This window comes from Streptomyces sp. Je 1-332, from assembly GCF_040730185.1.
Lineage (GTDB): Bacteria > Actinomycetota > Actinomycetes > Streptomycetales > Streptomycetaceae > Streptomyces.
Genome location: NZ_CP160402.1, coordinates 2,981,683 through 3,004,102 on the forward strand (window position 1 = coordinate 2,981,683; position 22,420 = coordinate 3,004,102).

Genomic DNA, 22,420 nt, shown 5'->3' on the forward strand with positions numbered 1-22,420 from the left:
AGCGAGTGACCGCCGAGACGGAAGAAGTCGTCGTCGATCCCTACGGTGTCGATGCGGAGCAACTCGGCGAAGAGCCCGCAGAGGATCTCCTCGCGGGGCGAGCGGGGCGCGCGGTGCTCGCTGGATTCGGTCCCGTATTCGGGGGCGGGCAGGGCGCGGCGGTCCAGCTTGCCGTTGGTGGTCAGCGGCAGGGCTTCGAGGGTGAGGAAGGCGGACGGGACCATGTAGTCGGGGAGCTGGGCGGCGGCGTGCTCGCGCAGGGCCTCGACGGGGAGGGCCTCCTGGCCGGCGTCGGGCACGAGGTAGGCGACCAGGCGCTGGTCACCGGGCTGGTCCTCACGGACGATGACGGCCGCCTGGGCGATGGCCGGCAGGGCGGTCAGCACGGCTTGGATCTCGCCGAGTTCGATACGGAAACCGCGCAGCTTGACCTGATCGTCCACGCGGCCCGCGTAGACCAACTGGCCGTCGGCGTTCCAGCGGGCCAAGTCACCCGTGCGATACATCCGAGACCCGGACGGACCGTAGGGATCGGCGGTGAAGCGTTCGGCCGTCAGGTCGGGACGCTGCCAGTAACCGCGAGCCAGGACGGCGCCCGCGATATACAGCTCGCCTGCCACGCCGACCGGGACCGGCTTCAGCCTCGCGTCCAGGACGTAGGCGCGGGTGTTCCAGAACGGGCGGCCGATCGGCACCGCACCCGCAGCGACCTCCTGCTCCGGCTCGATACGGAAGTCGGTGCAGTTGACCGTCGCCTCCGTCGGGCCATACGCGTTCACGACCGTCACACCCGGGTGCGCCGCACGCCACGCAGCAAGTGCCTCGCTGTTCAGGGCCTCACCACCGGTGATCAGCGTTCCCGAAGGCGAGACCTCCCCCGGAAGCGCCTCCAGCAAAGCCAGATGCGAGGGCGTCACCTTCATGAACGAAGGCCGACCCGCCTGCGCGGCCTGCTCATCCAGCTCGGCCAGCACCACACGCCCGCCGGACACCAACGGCGAGTACAAAGCCGTCACCGTCAGATCGAAAGCCACCGACGAATGCAGCAGAGCCGACCCAGCAGCATCCCCATACACCTCACGCGCCCGCTCCAGGTAATGACCCACCGACGCGTGCTCGACCACCACACCCTTCGGACGCCCCGTCGAACCCGACGTATAGATCACATACACCGGGTGACGCAGCTCCAACGGCACCACACGATCCACGTCCGTCACCGGCGCATCCGAGAAGCTCTCGGCCCCGGCCAGGACAGCCGCATCATCGATGACCAGCACCGGATCCGCATCCGCCAAGATGTGCGCGATCCGCTCCGCCGGATACTCCGGATCAACCGGCACATACGCACCACCGGCCTTCACCACACCCAGCAACGCCACCACCAGATCCACCGACCGGGCCAGCTTCACACCCACAAACCGCTCAGCGCCCACACCCTGCGACACCAGCCACCGCGCCACCCGATTGGACCGTGCGTCCAACTCCCTATACGTCAGGGAGACATCACCAGCAACAACAGCAACCGCATCCGGAGACTTCGCAGCCTGCTCCCCGAACAGCCCTGGCAGCGACACACCCCGAACACCCCGGACAATGCCGTTCCACTCCACCAACAACCGCTCACGCTCAGCGGCCTCAAGGATCTCCAACTCCCCGACAGCGAGAAGCGGATCCGCAGCCACCGCCTCAAGCACCCGCACGAAGCGGGCGACGATGGCTTGCGCCGTTCTCCGGTCGAAGAGATCCGTGCTGAAGTCCAGGGCTCCGCCGAGCGCGATGGTCTCGCCCGTCGCGGCGCGGCGCTCCCCGAGGCGGAACGAGAGGTCGAACTTCGCGGCGCCCGCGTCGATGGGCTGACCGCTCACCGTGAGGCCAGGCAGCGAGGCGACGGCGTCGCCGGCGCCCTGATCTGTGTTGTTCAGGACCAGCATGGTCTGGAAGAGGGGGTGCCGGGACAGCGAGCGTTCCGGGTTGACCACTTCCACCAGCCGCTCGAAGGGCAGGTCCTGATGCGCGTACGCCGCCAGGTTCTGCGCCCGCACCCGCTCAAGAAGCTGGGCGAACGTCGGATCACCCGAGACGTCCGTCCGCAACACCAGCGTGTTCACGAAGAACCCGACCAGGTCGTCGAGCGCGTCATCCGTCCGCCCCGCGATCGGCGTGCCGATCGGAATGTCCGTCCCCGCACCAAGACGCGAGAGCAACGCGGCAAGCGCCGTCTGCACGACCATGAACAGGCTCGCCCGGTGGTCGCGGGCGACCGCCGTCAGGCGTTCGTATGTCTGCGGTGAGAGCTCGAAGGCGACGCGGTCACCCTCGTACGACGAGACGGCGGGCCGAGGCCGGTCCGTGGGGAGCGTGAGCTCCTCCGGGAGGCCGGTCAGAGTGTCGCGCCAGAAGGTGAGCTGGCGTGCGACCTGGCTGTCCGGGTCGCTCTCGTCGCCGAGGACGTTCCGCTGCCAGACGCTGTAGTCCCCGTACTGGACCGACAGCGGGGCCCAGGCGGGGGCCCGGCCGTCGCAGCGGGCCGCGTACGCCGCCGTCAGGTCGCGGGCCAGCGGGCCCATCGACCAGGCGTCACCCGCGATGTGGTGGACGACCACGAGCAGCACGTGCTCGTCGGCGCCGATCTCGAACAGCCAGGCACGCAGCGGCAGATCCTCCGACACGTCGAAGGGGGTGCGCGCGGCGCGGTTGACCTCGTCACCGACGCGGGTCTCGTCGACGGGGGCCACGGTGAGGGCAGGTGCGGCATCGGCGGCATCGCGTACCACCTGATACGCGCCCTCGGCGTCCTCCGCGAAGACCGTGCGCAGGCTCTCGTGCCGGGCGACGACATCGGCCAGGGCCGCCTCCATCGCCGCGTGGTCCAGGGCTCCCGAAAGGCGGAGGGCCACGGGGATGTTGTACGTGGAGTTGGCGCCCTCGAACTGGTTGAGGAACCACAGGCGCTGCTGGGCGAGGGAGAGCGGAAGCCGCTCGGGACGCGGCGTCGCGGCCCGGAGCGGGGTGCGCGCCCTCGCCGCGTCGCCGAGTGCACCGGCGAGCTGGGCGACGGTGGGCGCCTCGAAGAGGCGGCGCACCGCGATCTCGGCGTCCAGCGTGGTGCGGATGCGGCTGACCAGCTTGGTGGCCAGGAGCGAGTGGCCACCCAGACGGAAGAAGTCGTCGTCGATGCTCACCGACTCGACACCGAGGACCTCGGCGAAGAGGCCGCAGAGGATCTCCTCGCGCGGCGAGCGCGGGGCGCGGCCCTCGCTCTCCGGCCCGTAGTCGGGAGCGGGCAGCGCACGGCGGTTCAACTTGCCGTTGGCCGTCAGCGGGAAGGTGTCGAGGGTGACGAAGGCCGACGGGACCATGTAGTCGGGGAGTTGGGCTCCCGCGTGCTCGCGCAGGTCCTGGGCCGACGGGGCCCCCGTGGCCGCCGGGATGACGTAGGCGACGAGGCGTTTGTCTCCGGGTCGGTCCTCGCGGACCAGGACTGCGGCCTGCGCGACCTGCGGGTGCCCGGCCAGGACCGTCTCGATCTCACCGAGCTCGATACGGAAGCCACGCAGCTTGACCTGGTCATCGACCCGGGACAGATACTCCAGCTCACCGTCCACGGTCCACCGCACCAGGTCACCGGTGCGGTACATACGGGAGCCGGCCGGACCGTACGGGTCCGCGATGAAACGCTCAGCCGTCAGAGCGAACCGCCCGTGATAGCCACGCACCACACCATCACCGGCGATGTACAGCTCACCCGGCACCCCGGCCGGAACCGGACGCAGACCACTGTCGAGCACGTACACCTGCGTGTTCGCGATCGGCCGGCCGATCAGCGGCGAACGGTCCCACACCTCCCAGGCCGTCGACCAGATCGTGGTCTCCGTCGGCCCGTAGAGGTTGGTCACCGACTCCGCGGACTCCACGAGCGCCCGGGCGAGGTCACCGGGAAGGGCTTCGCCCCCGACGAGCACCCGCACACCCGAGAGCACCGAGGCATCCTCGGCGAGCAGCGCACGCCACAGGCTCGGCGTCGCCTGCATCACCGACACACCCTCGGCCACCACCAGACGGGCAAGCGCGGCCGGATCACGGACGGTCTCACGATCGGCGACCACCACAGCCGCACCACTCAACAACGGCACGAACAACTCAAGACCCGCGATGTCGAACCCGACCGTGGTCACCGCACCCAGACGATCACCAGCAGCCAGAGCGAACCGATCCCGCATCGCCACAAGGAAGTTCACCAGCGGCGCCTGCGGCACCACCACACCCTTCGGCCGCCCCGTCGACCCCGACGTGTAGATCACGTACGCGGAGTTGGTGAGGGCGGGTGCGGCGGGCAGGTCGGTCGTCGAGGCGGCGTCAGCGAGGGCCTCGGCGGTCTCCGGCGCGTCCAGGAGGATCGTCAGGACGTCGCTCTCGGGGAGCAGGGCCGTCAGTTCCGCCGTGGTGAGCAGCAGGGGCGGTGCGGCGTCGTCGAGCATGTAGGCCAGACGGTCGGCCGGGTACTCCGTGTCCAGCGGCAGATACGCCGCCCCCGTCCGCCACACCGCGAGCAACGCCACGACCAGATCCGCGTCACGCGGCAGAGCGACCGCCACGAACCGCTCCGGCCCGGCACCACGCGCAGCCAGCAGGCTGGCAAGCCGGTCCACACGCGCACTCAACTCGCCATACGAGTAGGTCACTTCGCCCGCGACAACCGCCACCGCGTCCCGATCGGCAGCCACCCGCTCCTCGAACAGCTCAAGGACCGAACGCGCGGGCATGTCGCACCCGGTGTCGTTCCAGAGTTCGAGGATGCGGCCGCGCTCGGCCGCGGTCAGCAGGTCGATCCGGCCGAGGGGCGCGTCGGGCGCCGCGAGGGCTTCCGTGAGCACGCACAGCAGCCGGTCGACGAGGGTACGGGCGGTGTTCCGGTCGAACAGATCGGTGCTGTACTCCAGCGTCCCGCCGAGCGCGCAGACCTGCCCGTCCTCGTCGTGCCGCTCCATGAAGCCGAAGGCAAGGTCGAACTTGGCGACCGACGACTCGACCGACTCGCGCTCGACAGCCAGACCGGGAAGCTCGTCCAGCGACCCCAACGCACCTTGGTAGTCGGTGTTGTTGAGGGTGAGGAGCACCTGGAACAGCGGGTGCCTGGCCAGGGAGCGCTCGGGGTTGACGGCCTCCACGAGCCGCTCGAAGGGCAGATCCTGATGCGCGTACGCACCGAGATTCGTCTCACGGACCCGGGCGACGAGCTCCGTGAACGCCGGGTCGCCCGAGGTGTCGGTGCGCAGCACGAGCGTGTTGAGGAAGACGCCGATCAGGTCGTCCACGGACTCGTCGGTGCGGCCGGCGACGGGTGTGCCGATCGGGATGTCGTTGCCCGCGCCGAGCCGGGTGAGCAGGGCGGCGAGCGCGGCCTGCAACACCATGAACGGGCTCGACTGCGTGGTCCGGGCCACCTCGGCCATGCGCCGGTACAGCTCCGCGGAGATCGCGAAGGGCACACGGTCGCCGCGATACGAGGCGACTGCGGGCCTTGGCCGGTCGAACGGCAGCTCCAGCTGGTCCGGCAGATCAGCCAGGGAATCCGTCCAGTAGGCGAGTTGGCGGTTGATCTCGCTGTCCGCGTCGCCCTCGGAGCCGAGGATCTCGCGCTGCCAGATGCTGTAGTCCGCGTACTGCACGGGCAGCGGGGCCCAGACGGGCGCCTGCCCCTCGACGCGGGCGGCGTAGGCGGTGGCCAGGTCACGGGCCAGCGGGGCACGCGACCACGCGTCGCTCACGATGTGGTGGGTCACGACGAGCAGGACGTGGCTGTCCGCCGAGACGGTGAACAGCCAAGCCCTGAACGGGATGTCCGCACCCAGGTCGAACGGCAGCGCGGCGGCGCGCGCCAGCTCGTCGTGCAGTGACCCCTCGTCGGTCCCGACGAGCTCAAGGGCGGGTCGCGCCTGCTCTGCGTCGGCGGAGAGGACGATCTGACGAGGGCCGTCGCCGTCCTCGGAGAAGAGGGTGCGCAGGCTCTCGTGACGGCCCACGATGTCGGTCAGCGCGGCGCGCAGGGCGTCCGTGTCGAGCGTGCCGGTCAGGCGCAGGGCGACAGGGGCGTTGTACGTGGCGCTGGGCCCCTCGAACTGGCTCAGGAACCAGAGGCGTTGCTGGGCGTAGGAGAGGGGGATGCGGTCGGGGCGGGGCCCGGCGGTGATCCCGCGGCGGGCTCCGGCCAGGCCGCCGTCCAGTGCCTTGGAGATGCCGGCGACGGTAGGGGTCTCGAAGAGCTGCCGGATGGGCAACTCGGCGCCGAGCACAGTTCGGATACGGCTGACCAGTTTCGTGGCCAGGAGTGAGTGGCCGCCGAGACGGAAGAAGTCGTCGTCGATCCCGACGCTTTCGATGGCGAGGATCTCACCGAAGAGCCCGCAGAGGATCTCCTCGCGCGGCGAGCGCGGAGCACGGCCATCGCCCTCGGGTCCGTATTCGGGGGCGGGCAGGGCGCGGCGGTCCAGCTTGCCGTTGGTGGTCAGCGGCAGGGCGTCGAGCACGACGAAGGTCGACGGGACCATGTAGTCGGGGAGCTGGGCGGCGGCGTGCTCGCGCAGGGCCTCAACGGGGAGGGCCTCCTGGCCGGCGTCGGGCACGACGTAGGCGACCAGGCGCTGGTCACCGGGGCGGTCCTCACGGACGATGACGGCGACCTGGGCAACCTGGGCATGGGATGCCAGCACGGCCTGGATCTCGCCGAGTTCGATACGGAAACCGCGCAGCTTGACCTGATCGTCCACGCGGCCGGCGTAGACGAGCTGGCCGTCCGTGTTCCAGCGGGCCAAGTCACCCGTGCGATACATCCGAGACCCGGACGGACCGTAGGGATCGGCAGTGAAACGTTCGGCCGTCAGGTCGGGACGCTGCCAGTAACCGCGAGCCAGGACCGCGCCCGCGATATACAGCTCACCTGCCACACCCACCGGGACGGGGCGCAGGGCCGCGTCCAGGACGTAGGCGCGGGTGTTCCAGAACGGGCGGCCGATCGGCACCGCACCCGCAGCGACCTCCTGGCCCGGCTCGATACGGAAGTCGGTGCAGTTGACCGTCGCCTCCGTCGGGCCATACGCATTCACGACCGTCACACCCGGGTGCGCAGCACGCCACGCAGCAAGCGCCTCGCTGTTCAGGGCCTCACCACCGGTGATCAGCGTCCCCGAAGGCGAGACCTCACCCGGAAGCGCCTCCAACAAAGCCAGATGCGAAGGCGTCACCTTCATGAAGGTCGGCTGACCTGCTTCTGCGGCCTGCTCATCCAGCTCGGCCAGCACCACACGCCCGCCGGACACCAGCGGCGAGTACAGAGCCGTCACCGTCAGGTCGAACGCCACCGACGAATGCAGCAGAGCCGACCCAGCAGCATCCCCATACACCTCACGCGCCCGCTCCAGGTAATGACCCACCGACGCGTGCTCGACCACCACACCCTTCGGACGCCCCGTCGAACCCGACGTATAGATCACATACACCGGGTGACGCAGCTCCAACGGCACCACACGATCCACGTCCGTCACCGGCGCATCCGAGAAGCTCTCGGCCCCGGCCAGGACAGCCGCATCATCGATGACCAGCACCGGATCCGCATCCGACAAGATGTGCGCGATCCGCTCCGCCGGATACTCCGGATCAACCGGCACATACGCACCACCGGCCTTCACCACACCCAGCAACACCACCACCAGATCCACCGACCGGGCCAGCTTCACACCCACAAACCGCTCAGCACCCACACCCTGCGACACCAGCCACCGCGCCACCCGGTTCGACCGTGCGTCCAACTCCCCATACGTCAGGGAGACATCACCAGCAACAACAGCAACCGCATCCGGAGACTTCGCAGCCTGCTCCCCGAACATCCCCGGCAGCGACACACCCCGAACACCCCGCACAACGCCGTTCCACTCCACCAACAACCGCTCACGCTCAACGGCGTCCAGTACCTCGACCCCGCCCACAGCGCGTCGCGGGTCCGCGGCTACCGCTTCGAGCACCCGCACCAAGCGGGCGACGAGCGTCTCGGCGGTGCGGCGGTCGAAGAGGTCCGTGTTGAACTGGAGCGCGCCGCGCAGGCCTCCCGGTGTGCCGGTGGAGCCGTGGGACTCGGCGAAGGAGAAGCCGAGGTCGAACTTGACGCGGTTGGTCTCGACCGGCTCGTGGTGCACGGTGAGGCCGGGGAGCTCGGCGATCGCGTCGAGGGCTTCGACGGGGCCCGCGTTGTTGAGGTTGAGCATGGTCTGGAAGAGGGGGTGCCTGGCCAGGGAACGCTCCGGGTTGACCACCTCCACGAGCCGCTCGAAGGGCAGGTCCTGATGCGCGTACGCCGCCAGGTTCTGCGCCCGCACCCGCTCAAGAAGCTGGGCGAACGTCGGATCACCCGAGACGTCCGTCCGCAACACCAGCGTGTTCACGAAGAACCCGACCAGGTCGTCGAGCGCGTCATCCGTCCGTCCCGCGATCGGCGTGCCGATCGGGATGTCCGTACCCGCACCAAGACGCGAGAGCAACGCGGCAAGCGCCGTCTGCAGCACCATGAAAAGGCTCGCCTGGCCGCCTCGGGCCACGGCCACGAGGGCTTCGTGCTGCGCCGGGGAGAGCTCGAAGGTGACGACGTCACCTCGGTGCGTGGCGACCGCGGGGCGCGGGCGGTCGAAGGGGAGTGTCAGCTCCTCCGGAAGGCCGGCCAATGCCTGCTTCCAGTAGGACAGTTGACGGTCGAGCTCACTTCCGTCGGAAACCCCGTCGGAGTCTCCGTCAGTACCTCCACCCAGCAGGTCCCGCTGCCAGATGCTGTAGTCCGCGTACTGCACGGGCAGCGGTGTCCAGGACGGTGACCGGCCGTCGCAGCGGGCCGCGTACGCCGCCGTCAGGTCGCGGGCGAGCGGGGTGCGCGACCAGGCGTCGCTGGCTATGTGGTGCGAGAGCAGGAGAAGGACGTGCTCGTCGTGGCCCAGCTCGAAGAGCCAGGCGCGCAGCGGCTGTTCCTTCGAGAGGTCGAAGACGTGCTGCGCGGCCCGGTCGAGCTCGGTGCGCAGGCCGCTCTCGTCGGTCGGCACGAAGGTCAGGACCGGCTCGGCCTCGGCCGGGTCGAGGACCACCTGGTGCGGGCCTTCGGCGTCCTCGGCGAAGATCGTGCGCAGACTCTCGTGCCGTCCGGTGAGGTCGGCGAGGGCCTTCTTCATCGCCGTACGGTCCAGGGAGCCCGAGAGCCGCAGCGCGACCGGCGAGTTGTAGGCCGCGCTCGGCCCCTCGAACTTGCCGAGGAACCACAGGCGCTGCTGGGCGTAGGACAGCGGGAGCCGGGCGGGGCGCGGGTCCACGGCCGTGACGCCGGCGCGGGCGGCGCCGTTGCCCGCGTCCAGGGCGCCGGAGACACCGGCGACCGTGGGGGTCTCGAAGAGCTGGCGGATGGGCAGCTCGGCGCCGAGTGCCGAACGGATGCGGCTGACCAGGCGGGTGGCGAGCAGCGAGTGACCGCCGAGCTGGAAGAAGTCGTCGTCGATGCCGACGGACGGGGTGCCGAGCACCTCGGCGAACAGACCGCAGAGGATCTCCTCGCGCGGCGAGCGCGGAGCACGGCCCTCGCCCTGCGTCCCGTACTCCGGGACGGGCAGCGCCCGCCGGTCCAGCTTGCCGTTGGGCGTGAGCGGGAACGTGTCGAGGGTGACGAAGGCCGACGGGACCATGTAGTCGGGGAGTTGGGCCGCTGTGTGGTCGCGGACGGAGTCCGTCGTGACGGTGGCGCCGCCGGTGGCGACGTACGCGACGAGGCGCTTGTCGCCGGGCTGGTCCTCGCGGAGCAGTACGGCGGCCTGGGTGACTCCGTCGTGCGCGGCGAGGACGGCTTCGATCTCGCCGAGCTCGATGCGGTAGCCGCGCAGCTTGATCTGGCCGTCGCCGCGGCCGACGAACTCCAGCTGGCCGTCGTCGTTCCAGCGCAGCACGTCGCCGGTGCGGTACATGCGGGAGCCGGCCGGGCCGTAGGGGTTGGCGACGAAGCGCTCGGCGGTGAGGTCGGAGCGGTGCCAGTAGCCGCGGGCCAGGCCGGTACCGGCGATGTACGCCTCGCCGGGGACGCCGACGGGGACGGGCCGCAGGCCGCTGTCGAGGACGTACACCTGGGTGTTCCAGAACGGGCGGCCGACCGGGACGGGTCCGGTGGGCGAGGGGGCGCCCGCGGGCAGGCGGTACTGGACGCTGTTGACGGTCGCCTCGGTGGCTCCGTACACGTTCAGGAGGTCGGCGCCCGGCCGGCGGGAGCGCCAGCGGTCGGCGACCTCGCCGAGCAGCAACTCGCCGCCCAGCATGATGAGTTCGCTGGGTGACGCGTCGTCGGGCAGCGCTTCGAGAAGGGCCAGGACGCTGGGCGTTCCCTTGAGGAAGGTGGGGGTGACCCCCTGCGCGGCGTACTCGTCGAGCTCCGCGACGCGCACCAGGCCGCCGGAGACCAGGGTGGTGTAGAGGGCGGTGACGGTGAGGTCGAAGGAGACCGGGGAGTGCAGGAGCGAGACGCCCGCCATCGCCGGGTAGGCGTCACGGGCCCACTGGAGGTAGGCGCCCAGGGAGCGGTGCTCGATGACGACGCCCTTGGGGCGCCCGGTGGATCCCGAGGTGAAGATGACGTACGCGGGGTGGGCCGCCCGCAGCGGGCCGTTCCGCTCGGCGTCGGTGGGGGCGGTGGCGGGCCGGTCCGCCAGGGCCGCGGCGAGCTCCGGGGTGTCGAGGAGGAGTTGCGGGGTCTGCGTCGCGGGCAGGGCGGCGGCGAGCTCGCGGGTGGTGAGCATGAGCGCGGGCTCGGTGTCGTCGAGCATGAACGCGATGCGCTCGGCCGGGTAGTCGGGGTCGACCGGCAGGTAGGCGGCGCCCGCCTTGAGCACGGCGAGCAGGGCCGTGACGACCTCGGATGTGCGGGGCAGGGCGATGGCGACGAACTGCTCGGGGGCGACGTCCCTGCCGATGAGGTGGTGGGCGAGGCGGCTGGAGCGGGCGTCGAGTTCCGCGAAGCTGAGCGTCTCTTCGCGGCACGTGACGGCGGGTGCGTCGGGGGTGCGGGCCACCTGGTCGCGGAACAGGTCGAGGACCGTGGCGTCCGGGACGTCGTGCGCGGTGTCGTTCCACTCCCGCAGGACGAGGCTGCGCTCGGTGTCGGCGAGCAGGTCGAGGCGGCCCGTCGGCTGGTCCGGGTCGGCGGCCAGGGCGCGCAGGACGCGGACGAAGCGGCCGAGAACACGCTGGGCGGTGTCCTCGTCGAAGACGTCGGGGCGGTAGTTGAGCCTGAACCGCATGGTCTCGCGGGCCGAGGCGATGAGAAGCAGCGGGTAGTGGGTGGCTTCCCGGTTCTTGCCGGGGGCGACGCTGATGGCCGCGCCGATGCCCTCGCCGGCGGAGCCGGAGCGGTTGACGGGGTAGTTCTGGAACACCATGGAGGTGTCGAAGAGTTCGCCGTGTCCCGCGGTGCGCTGGATCTCGGCGAGGCCCAGGTGCTGGTGCGGGGTGAGGCGGGCCTGCTCGTCCTGGACGCGGGTGAGGAGGGCCGCGAGGGGTTCGGCGGGGCGCAGCCGTACGCGGGTGGGCAGTGTGTTGATGAACAGGCCCACCATGGCCTCGACGCCTTCGAGCTCGGGCGGGCGGCCCGAGACGGTGGTGCCGAACACGACGTCGTCGCGGCCGGTGTGCTTGCTCAGGGCGATGGCCCAGGCGGTCTGGACGACGGTGTTGAGGGTGATGCCGCGGCCGCGGGCCGTCTCGGTGAGGGCGGTGGTGTCGCTCTCGGAGAGGGTGGCCTGCACCTCGGCTCCGGCGACGGCGGCGCGGCCCGCGTCGGGCGCCACGTGGGTGGGCTCGGCGAGGTCGGCGAACGCCTCGCCCCAGGCGGCGCGCGCGGCGTCCTGGTCGCGGGTGCCGAGCCAGTGCAGGTAGTCGCGGTAGGGGCGGACGCGGGGCAGGGCCCCGGCCTCGTTCCCGGCGTCGTACAGCGTGAAGAGCTCACCCATGAGGACGGGCAGCGACCAGCCGTCGAGCAGGAGGTGGTGGTTGGTCAGGACGAGCCGGTGGTGCGTGTCGCCGAGCCTGATCAGCGTGAAGCGCAGCAGCGGTGGCCGTGCCACGTCGAAGCGGGTGGCACGGTCGGCGGCGATCAGCTCGGCGGCCGCGTCCTCGCGTCCGGCCGCGGGCAGGCCCGTCAGGTCCTTCTCGGCCCAGGGCAGCTTGACCTCGCGCATGACCAGCTGCGCCCAGTCGCCGTTCTTGCGCTGGCGGAAGGCGACGCGCAGGTTGGCGTGCCGGGTGAGGAGGGTCTCTGCGGCGGTGCGCAGCACGGCGCTGTCGAGCGCGCCCTCGATGTCGAAGGCGATCTGGACGACGTACGGGTCGAGTCCGCCCTCGTCGTAGACGCTGTGGAAGAGCAGGCCCTCCTGGAGCGGGGCCAGCGGCAGAATGTCCTCGATCTTCCGCGGGGTGCGACTCACTTCTGGCCCTCTTCTTCCTCGAACGCGTCGAAACCGTCGAACTCGTCGAACTCGTCGTCACTGAACTCGTCTTCGAATGCCTCGATCTCGTCCTGCGTGATCGAGGCAAGGGACACGTCGGAGGGGGTGAGGCCTCCGGCGTCGGGGCGCTCGGCGTGGGTCACGAGCGCTTCGAGGGCCTGGAACCACAGGGCGGCGAGTTCGCGTACTCCGCTCTCGTCGAGGATTCCGTCGGCCCAGGTCCAGAACGCCACCAGCTGTGCGCCGTCGGGTCCGTCCTGGGTGCGGGCGTTGAGCTCCAGCGGGTGGGCCAGCGGCAGGTGCGCGGGGTCGCCCCCGACGCCGTCGATGCCGGTGAGCGGGGTCCAGTCGGCGGCCCGGCCGCTGTCGGCGGCGTTGAATCGGCCGAGGTAGTTGAACGCGACCTGGGGCGAGGGGAGTTCGTCGAAGCCCGGTGCCGTCTGCGGGTTGAGGTAGCGGACCAGGCCGTAGCCCATGCCCTTGTCGGGCACCGACCGCAGCTGTTCCTTGACCCGCTTGACCGCTTCACCGGCCGCGGGGCCGCCCGCGAAGGCGCCGGCGAGATCCGCGCCGCCCACGTCCAGACGTACGGGGTAGAGGTTGGTGAACCAGCCCACCGTCCGCGACAGGTCCGCGCCCTCGACGACCTGTTCCTCACGGCCGTGACCCTCCAGGTCCAGCAGCAGTCCGCTGCCGCTCCCCCGCCACCGTGTCCAGGCGAGTGTGAACGCGGCGAGGAGCACGTCGTTCACCTCGGCGTTGAACACCGAGGGAACCCGCGTCAGGACCGCCTCCGTCACCGGCACCGGCAGCGTCACCGTGGCCTGCCCCGCCGTGCCGTACGTGTCCCGGGCGGGGTCGAGCGGACGGTTGCCCAGGGTGGGTTCGGCGTCGCCGAGGACGCTCTGCCACCAGGCGGTGTCGGCCGCCCAGGCCGGCTTGACAGCTTCCTCCGTCAGGCGCTGGGACCAGCGGCGCAGCGAGGTGCCCACCGGCTGCAGCTCGGGCGTGCGGCCCGCGGCGAGCGCCTCGTAGGCCTCCGCCAGGTCGGGGACGAGGATCCGCCAGGACACGCCGTCGACCACCAGGTGGTGGATGACGACGAGCAGTACGCCGGGGTCGTCGGCGCCCCGGTCGAACCACACGGCCTCGGTGAGCGCACCCGCCGCCAGGTCGAGTCGGTCACGGGCGCGCTCGCCCTCCTCGCGTACGAGGGCGTCGAACCCGGCGCGGTCGAGTCCCTCCGCGGGCACCCGGCGCACGTGGGACGCGGCGTCCACCGTGCCCGGTTCGCGGATCTCAAGGCGCCACTCGGGCGCCGGCGTCAGCCGCGCCCGCAGCGCGTCGTGGTGGTCGAGCAGGGCCCGCACGGCTCCGGTCAGCGTGTCGACGTCCAGGTCGGCGGGGACTCGCAGGAGGGCGGACATGTTGAATCCGTCGAGGTCGTCGCTGCGCCGGGTCAGCCAGTGCTTGATCGGGGTGAGCGGTGCGTCACCGATGCCCGCGCCCGGCTCCTCCACGGTCGCCCCCGTCGTCTCCTGGACGACGTCGGCGAGCGCGGCCACCGTGCGGTGCTCGAAGATGTCCCGCACGGACAGTTCGAGTCCGGCCCTGCGGGCGCTGCTGACCAGCTGGATCGACATGATGCTGTCGCCGCCGAGGTCGAAGAACCCGTCGTCGATGCCGACGTCGGTGACGCCGAGTACCGCCGCGAACAGGTCGCACAGGACCTTCTCGCGCTCGGTGCGCGGGCCCGCGCCCGATGCCCCGCTGAGCACTTCGGGGGCGGGGAGCGCGCGCCGGTCCAGCTTGCCGTTGGGGGTGAGCGGCAGTTCGTCGAGGACCATGACGGCCGACGGGACCATGTAGTGCGGCAGGTGCTGTTCGAGGTGGCCGCGCAGGGTGCGGGCGAGGTCGGTGTCCGTGGACGCGGCCGTCGGTCCCTCGGGGACCACGTACGCGACGAGGCGTGCGGGGCCCGAGGTGTCCTCGCGGGTGAGGACGGCGGCCGTACCGACGGCCGGGTGGTCCTCCAGGACGGCCTCGACCTCGCCTGGCTCCACGCGGAAGCCGCCGATCTTCACCTGGTTGTCGGCGCGGCCGAGGAACTCCAGCTCGCCCGCCCGGTGCCAGCGCACGATGTCGCCGGTGCGGTAGATCCTGCTGCCCGGCGTCCCGAACGGGGAGGCGACGAAGCGCTCCGCGGTGCGGTCCGGGCGGCCGAGGTAGCCGCGGGCCAGCTGGGCGCCGCCGATGTAGAGCTCGCCGCGGACCCCGGCGGCCACCGGCCGGAGCAGGTCGTCGAGGACGTACACGGAGGCGTTCCACAGGGGTTGGCCGATGGACGCGGACGAGGGCCACTCGTCGATGTCGTCGGGCAGGGTGGCGGTGGTGACGGCGTGGGTCTCGGCGGGGCCGTAGATGTTGTGCGCCATCCGCCGCCAGCCGCCCGAGCAGAAGTCGCGCAGCTCGGTGCTGAGCCGGAACTGCTCGCCGCCCTGGAAGATGTCGGTGAGCGAGTCGAGCGGGTCGCCCCGGTCGGCGGCGGCCGCGAGGACCGCGTCTATCACCAGGGTGGGTGCGAACAGCTCGTTGACTCCGTAGCGGGTGATCCAGGCGGCCAGTTCGTAGGCGTCGCGCCGCACCTGGTCGTCGGGGATGACCAGGGTCTTGCCGACGACCAGGGCCTGCAGGATCTCCTGCACCGCGAAGTCGAAGGACACGGCGAGGAACTGCGCGGTGCGGGTGCCCACGCCGCCGCAGTAGGTCCCGGTGTGCCAGGCGAGGAGGTTGACGAGCGAACTCATCGGCATCGTGACGCCCTTGGGCGTGCCCGTGGAGCCCGAGGTGTAGACGACGTACGCGGGGTGGCGCGGGTCGAGGGGGCGGGTCCGGTCCGCGTCGGTCAGGTCGGTGTCCGCGGCCGCGGCGAGCTCGGCGGCCGTGGCCGGGTCGTCGAGGACCGCCCAGGTGGTGTCGGCCTCGCCGAGCAGCGGCCGGGTGGCGCTGTCGGTCACGACGGCGCGGGGCGCGCAGTCGTCGAGGATGGCGCGCAGCCGCTGCTCGGGCGCGGAGGTGTCCAGGGTGAGGTAGGCGGCGCCGGTCTTGAGCACGGCGACCAGGGCGACCACAAGGTCGGGCGAGCGGGGCAGCCCGATGGCCACGACGTCCTCACCGCCGATGCCGGCGGCCACCAGGTGGCGGGCCAGGCGGTTGGCGCGGGCGTTGAGTTCGCCGTACGAGAGGCTGACGTCCTCGGCGATCAGGGCGGTCGCCTTCGGCACCTCGGCGACCTGCTGCTCGAAGAGCACCGGCACCGGCCGCGTCGGCACCTCGTGCGCGGTGTCGTTCCACTCGGTCAGGATGCGGTGGCGCTCGTCGGGCCCCAGCACGTCGATGCCGCCGATGCGCTGTGCGGGGTCGGCGGCCACGCACCGCAGGATCCGCGACAGGCGGTCGGCGAACTCGCGCGCCGTCTGGCAGTCGAACAGGTCGCTGTTGTACTCGACGGCGCCGTGCAGGCCCGTGGGCTCGCCGTCCGGGCCGTACGTCTCGTCGAAGAAGAACGCCAGGTCGAACTTGGCGCGGCCGGTCTCCGGCGCGCTGACGTCGACGGTCAGACCGGGGAGGCGCAGTACGTCGAGCGCGTCCTGGTTCTTGTCGAAGCCGAGGAGCACCTGGAAGAGCGGGTGCCTGGCCAGCGAGCGGGCGGGGCTGAGCACCTCCACGAGCCGCTCGAAGGGCACGTCCTGGTGGGCGTAGGCGCCGAGGTTCGTCTCGCGGACGCGGGCCACCAGGTCGGCGAAGGCCGGGTCGCCGGAGGTGTCGGTGCGCAGCACCAGCGTGTTCACGAAGAACCCGACGAGGTCCTCCACGGCCGCGTCGGTGCGGCCCGCCACGGGGCTGCCGATGGGTACGTCCGTGCCGGCGCCGAGGCGGGTGAGCAGGGTCGCCACGGCGGCCTGGACGACCATGAAGAGGCTGGAGCGGGTCTCGCGGGCCAGCGCTGCCAGGCCCGTGTGCAGGTCGGCGGGGATCTCGAAGGGGACGCGGCCGCCCTGGTAGGACTGCCGGGGCGGGCGTGGCCTGTCGACCGGGAGTTCCAGCTCCTCCGGGAGCCCGGCGAGCGCCTCCTTCCAGTAGGTGACCTGGCGGGTCAGCTCGCTGTCGGGGTCGTTCTCGGAGCCGAGGATCTCGCGCTGCCACAGCGTGTAGTCGGCGTACTGGACCGGCAGCGGCTCCCAGGCGGGAGCGGACTCCTCGATGCGTGCCGCGTAGGCGACCGAGACGTCCCGGGCCAGCGGGCCCATCGACCAGCCGTCGCCCGCGATGTGGTGCACCACGAGCACAAGCACCTGCCGGCCGTCGTGCGCGCTGAACAGCCATGCCTTGACCGGCAGTTCGGTGGTGAGGTCGAACTCGTGGGACGCCGCCGCGAGCACCTGGCCGTCGAGCGCGTCGGGTGCGACCGTGACCTCGACGAGCTCGGGCCGGGCCTGGGCGGGTGGCAGGATGATCTGCCGCGCGCCTTCGGAGTCCTCGGTGAACAGGGTGCGCAGGCTCTCGTGCCGCTCGACGACGTCGGCGAGCGCCCGGCGCAGCGCGGCGCGGTCCACGGTGCCGGTGAGCCGCAGCTCCACCGGGATGTTGTAGGTGGCGCTCGGGCCCTCCAGGTGGTTGATGAACCACAGCCGCCGCTGGGCGTACGAGAGCGGGATCCGCGGCGGCCTGGTCACGGGCACGACCGGTGGCCGGGCGCCGGAGGCCTCGTCGAGCACGGCCACGACACCGGCGACCGTGGGGTTCTCGAAGAGCCTGCGGATGGAGATCTCCGCGCCGAGCACCGAACGGATGCGGCTGAGCAGCCGCACGGCGGACAGCGAGTGGCCGCCGCGGTCGAAGAAGCTGTCGTCGATGCCCACGGAGGGCACCCCGAGCATCTCGGCGAAGATCGTGCACAGGATCTGTTCACGGGGGCTGCGCGGGGCGCGGGACCGCGCCGGCGCGACCGTCGTCCCGTGGTCCTCGTCGCCCGCGGCGATCCGGAGTTCGCCGTGCCGTGACCAGTGGCCCACGTGGTCCGTGCGGTACATCGGGCCGCCGCCCTCGAACGGGCACGGCACCCAACGGGCCGGGTCGGCGGCGAGGTCCTCGCCGCCCGCGACGTACACCTGTCCCGGTACGCCGGGGGCGACCGGGCGCAGCCCATCGTCGAGCACGTAGATCCTGGTGGCCCGCACCTCGTCGGGCAGGCCGAGCCGGGCGAGGGCGGCCGCGGCCCCCTCCCGGGCGAGGTCGCTCCACGTGCCGAGGACCATGGCGCGCTCGGCCTCGTCGAGGAGTTCGACGTCCGACAGCGTGCGGTCGGCGCTCTCGGCCATGCACGCGAGGAGACGCAGATAGCGCCCGGCGGTGGCACGCGCGGTGTCCTGGTCGAAGAGACCGGCGTTGAACTCCAGGGCGGCGGCGATGCCCGCGGGCCGCCCCAGCGCGTCGAACCGCTCGGTCAGTTCGAAGTTGAGGTCGAACTTGGCGTCCCCGACTTCCGACATCTCCAACGCCGCGTCGAGACCGGGAAGTTGGGCGACCTCGGCGAGGGTGGCACGCGGGTCGGTGTTGTGCAGGGTCAGACAGACCTGGAAGAGGGGGTGGCGGGAGAGGGAGCGCTCGGGGTTGACGGCCTCCACGAGCCGCTCGAAGGGCAGGTCCTGATGCGCGTACGCGGCAAGACCCCGCTCGCGCACCCGCCCGATCAGCTCGGTGAACGTCGGATCGCCGGAGGCGTCGGTGCGCAGCACCAGCGTGTTGGCGAAGAACCCGACCAGCTCCTCCACCGCCGCGTCCGTACGGCCCGCGACGGGCGTCCCGATGGGAATGTCGTGCCCTGCGCCCAGCCTGCTCAACAACCCCGCGAGTCCGGCCTGGAGCACCATGAACAGACTGGAGCGGGTACGCCCCGCCAGCGCCCCGAGGGCCTGGTGCAGCCCGGCGGGGATGGCGAACTCGGTCCGCCCGCCACGCTCCCCGCTCTCCTCGCCGCGCGGCCGGTCGAAGGGCAGCGCGAGCTCGTCCGGGAGCCCCGCCAACGCGCCCTGCCAGTAGTCCAGTTGCCGTGCGATCTCGCTCTCGGGGTCGGTCTCGGAGCCGAGGACTTCGCGCTGCCAGATGCTGTAGTCGGCGTACTGGACGGGCAGCGGAACCCAATCGGGAACGGTCCGCTTGACGCGCGCCGCGTACGCCTGGGCCAGGTCGCGCGCCAGCGGACGCATGGACCAGCCGTCCCCCGCGATGTGGTGCAGCAGCAACAGAAGCACGTGCTCCTCGTCGCCCAGCGCGAACAACGTGACGCGCAGGGGCAGTTCGGTGGTGAGCTCGAAGACGTGCCGGGCGCCGGCGGCCAGCTCGGCGGCGAGTTCGTCCTCCCGCACCGCCCGCACGGGCAGCTCGACCCCGGCGGACTCCGGAGCCAGGATCACCTGCCGGAAGCCTTCGTCATCCTCGGCGAAGAGGGTGCGCAGGCTCTCGTGCCGTCCGACGACGTCCGTCAGCGCCTGGTGCAGCGCGGCACGGTCGAGCGGTCCGGTCAGGCGGAGGGCGCCGGGGGCGTTGTAGGCGGTGCTGTCCTCGTCCAGGAGGTCGAGGAAGCGGAGGCGTTGCTGGGCGTAGGAGAGGGGGATGCGGTCGGGGCGGGGCCCGGCGGTGATCCCGCGGCGGGCTCCGGCCAGGCCGCCGTCCAGTGCCTTGGAGATGCCGGCGACGGTGGGGGTCTCGAAGAGCTGCCGGATGGGCAGCTCGGCGCCGAGCACCGTACGGATACGGCTGACCAGACGGGTGGCGAGCAGCGAGTGACCGCCGAGACGGAAGAAGTCGTCGTCGATCCCTACGGTGTCGATGCGGAGCAACTCGGCGAAGAGCCCGCAGAGGATCTCCTCGCGGGGCGAGCGGGGCGAGCGGTGCTCGCTGGATTCGGTCCCGTATTCGGGGGCGGGCAGGGCTCGGCGGTCCAGCTTGCCGTTGGTGGTCAGCGGCAGGGCTTCGAGGGTGAGGAAGGCGGACGGGACCATGTAGTCGGGGAGCTGGGCGGCGGCGTGCTCGCGCAGGGCCTCGACGGGGAGGGCCTCCTGGCCGGCGTCGGGCACGAGGTAGGCGACCAGGCGCTGGTCACCGGGCTGGTCCTCACGGACGATGACGGCCGCCTGGGCGATGGCCGGCAGGGCCGTCAACACGGCCTGGATCTCGCCGAGTTCGATACGGAAACCGCGCAGCTTGACCTGATCGTCCACACGGCCCGCGTAGACCAACTGGCCGTCGGCGTTCCAGCGGGCCAAGTCACCCGTGCGATACATCCGAGACCCGGACGGACCGTAGGGATCGGCGGTGAAGCGTTCGGCCGTCAGGTCGGGACGCTGCCAGTAACCGCGAGCCAGGACGGCGCCCGCGATATACAGCTCGCCTGCCACGCCGACCGGGACCGGCTTCAGCCTCGCGTCCAGGACGTAGGCGCGGGTGTTCCAGAACGGGCGGCCGATCGGCACCGCACCCGCAGCGACCTCCTGCTCCGGCTCGATACGGAAGTCGGTGCAGTTGACCGTCGCCTCCGTCGGGCCATACGCGTTCACGACCGTCACACCCGGGTGCGCCGCACGCCACGCAGCAAGTGCCTCGCTGTTCAGGGCCTCACCACCGGTGATCAGCGTTCCCGAAGGCGAGACCTCCCCCGGAAGCGCCTCCAGCAAAGCCAGATGCGAGGGCGTCACCTTCATGAACGAAGGCCGACCCGCCTGCGCGGCCTGCTCATCCAGCTCGGCCAGCACCACACGCCCGCCGGACACCAACGGCGAGTACAAAGCCGTCACCGTCAGATCGAAAGCCACCGACGAATGCAGCAGAGCCGACCCAGCAGCATCCCCATACACCTCACGCGCCCGCTCCAGGTAATGACCCACCGACGCGTGCTCGACCACCACACCCTTCGGACGCCCCGTCGAACCCGACGTATAGATCACATACACCGGGTGACGCAGCTCCAACGGCACCACACGATCCACGTCCGTCACCGGCGCATCCGAGAAGCTCTCGGCCCCGGCCAGGACAGCCGCATCATCGATGACCAGCACCGGATCCGCATCCGCCAAGATGTGCGCGATCCGCTCCGCCGGATACTCCGGATCAACCGGCACATACGCACCACCGGCCTTCACCACACCCAGCAACGCCACCACCAGATCCACCGACCGGGCCAGCTTCACACCCACAAACCGCTCAGCGCCCACACCCTGCGACACCAGCCACCGCGCCACCCGGTTCGACCGTGCGTCCAACTCCCTATACGTCAGGGAGACATCACCAGCAACAACAGCAACCGCATCCGGAGACTTCGCAGCCTGCTCCCCGAACAGCCCTGGCAACGACACACCCCGAACACCCCGGACAATGCCGTTCCACTCCACCAACAACCGCTCACGCTCAACGGCCTCAAGGATCTCCAACTCCCCGACAGCGAGCAGCGGATCCGCAGCCACCGCCTCAAGCAGCCGGACCAGGCGATCCTGGTGGGCGGCGAGGTCACGCTCGTCGTACAGCTCGGGGTCGGCGTCGAACTCGACACGGAGGCCCGCGTGGGAGTCGGCCGTGCCATAGAAGTTGACCTTCAGGTCGTTCACCGGGCCCGTGGACAGCGGGTGGGCGACCGAGGGGCTGTCGCCGAAGCGGGGCTCGTTGGCGAAGGCCATGACGTTGACCGTCGGGCCGAGGCGGGCCTGGCGGCCGCCGGACAGGCCGAGTTCCTGGACGAGTTGCTCGCCGCGGAACCGCTGGTGGCGCAGTACGTCGGCCAACGCACGGGAGACCTGGGCGGTGAGGTCCGAGAACGACATGTCCCCGGTCGGCGTGACCCGGATGGGCAGGACGTTGACCATCGCGCTGGGGGTGGCGATCGAGGCACGGCCCGTGCGGCCCGCGAGGGGCAACGCGAAGGTGAAGTCGGTCCGGCCCGTCATCCGGTGGAAGAACGCGGCGGTGGCGGCCATGGCGAGGGCGGGCCACTGCGCGTCGAGCCGCTCGGCCAGGCCGGTGAGGCCGCGTACCAGCGCCGGAGGCAGGGTGATCACGCGGCGCAACCGGCTGTGGGTACTGCCTGCCTGACGCCCCGCCAGCGACAGCGGGTCCGGCAGGTCGGCGAAGGCCGCGAGCCAGTGGGTGCGGTCCCGGCCGTGGCGGCGCGACGAAGGGTAGGCGGCCTCGTCGGCGACGACCTCGTCGAGGGTGGCGAAGCTGGTCGTCCGGGGCTGCTCACCGGCGAGGAGCGCGGTGTAGATGGCGGCGACGCGGGCCGCGTACACGGAGTGGCCGAAGCCGTCCAGGACCGCGTGGTGGTAGCGGTGGAAGTAGAAGGACCGGTCGTCGGCCAGGGTCAGCAGCGTCTGGGCGCTCAGCGGTGCGCGGGAGAGGTCGAAGGGCTCCGCCATCTGCTCGCGCATCCACGCGTGGGCCGCCTTCTCCGGCTCCGCCTCGTCCCGCAGGTCGACCAGGCGCAGCGGCCAGGGGTCGAGCGGCTCGACGACCTGCCAGAGACCTCCTTCGCTCCCCTCGCCCTCGTTGCCCGCGGCGCCCCCGTCACCGTCGCCGTCCTCCGAGAAGTACGACCGCAGCGCCTCCGTCTCCTCGACGGCGCGCCGCACAGCGCGGTCGAGGGTGCCCACGTCGACGGGACCGCTGATCTCGTAGTAGCCGCCGCAGTTGTAGAGAGGGCTGTCCGGCTGAAGTTGCTGGGCGACCCAGATGCCCAGTTGGGCGGCGGCGACCGGTCGACGGACCATACGGACGTCGGACATGGGAATGCGGTCCTCTCTCGGTGCGGCTCTCGGTTCTGCGGGGTGACGAAACGCGGCGGCGTGTCCGCGGCCGGC

At 71.2% G+C, this 22,420-nt stretch carries 2 protein-coding genes (1 of these 2 cut by a window edge); both read right to left on the reverse strand.

Annotated elements, in window-relative coordinates:
* Positions 1–12,491, reverse strand: partial view of a non-ribosomal peptide synthase/polyketide synthase gene (locus ABXJ52_RS13590; RefSeq protein WP_367042215.1) — the 5' portion only. 8,008 nt of this gene lie to the left of the window's left edge; 12,491 of the gene's 20,499 nt are visible here — the first part of the coding sequence; it begins with the start codon at positions 12,489–12,491; the stop codon falls past the left edge of the window.
* Positions 12,488–22,345, reverse strand: a complete 9,858-nt coding sequence (locus ABXJ52_RS13595) for an amino acid adenylation domain-containing protein (RefSeq protein ID WP_367042216.1) — start codon at positions 22,343–22,345, stop codon at positions 12,488–12,490. Before ABXJ52_RS13595 ends, ABXJ52_RS13590 begins: the two co-directional genes overlap by 4 nt.
* Between the last annotated feature and the right edge of the window lie 75 nt (positions 22,346–22,420).

Bases quoted from the DNA above. Each gene is read 5' to 3' on its own strand.
- ABXJ52_RS13595 (WP_367042216.1), bottom strand. From the start codon at position 22,345: ATGTCCGACGTCCGTATGGTCCGTCGACCGGTCGCCGCCGCCCAACTG.